This is a genomic window from Mesorhizobium sp. M8A.F.Ca.ET.161.01.1.1, from assembly GCF_004792105.1.
Classification (GTDB): Bacteria; Pseudomonadota; Alphaproteobacteria; order Rhizobiales; family Rhizobiaceae; genus Mesorhizobium.
In genome coordinates, this window is sequence record NZ_SRTD01000305.1 from 1 (window position 1) to 322 (window position 322).

The 322-nt window shown below is 62.7% G+C and carries 1 protein-coding gene; it reads right to left on the reverse strand.

What is annotated here, in order from left to right; genetic code table 11:
• Nucleotides 1-266: hypothetical protein (locus tag EN804_RS35830; RefSeq protein WP_135922387.1), on the reverse strand; the 266-nt coding region annotated here is incomplete at its 3' end.
• Nucleotides 267-322 lie beyond the last annotated feature (56 nt).

A 322-nucleotide genomic window follows, 5' to 3' on the forward strand; every position in this document is an offset into this window, starting at 1 on the left:
GTTGTTGTCTCGACCGTCATCGCGCGCCGTTGTGTGAAGTCGACCTTGACGACGTTTGTGTCGTCATCCTCCTTTGCCGGCGGCTCGCCATCCGGATCGTGCTCGATCTCGAAGCCGTGCCACCAGATCGTCGATGCGCCGTCAGCAAGGCGCACGTGGTACTCGCTGCCCCAGTTGCGATCGCCGATGACGACGCCAGTGAGATGAGGATTTTGCCGGTTGCGGACCGGATCGCCGAAATTGAAGAATTCGCAGTCGCAGGTCATGCCGCCACCCGCATCCCACGCAGCGCGTAGTCGTTGACCGCCTGCCCTGCCGCCAG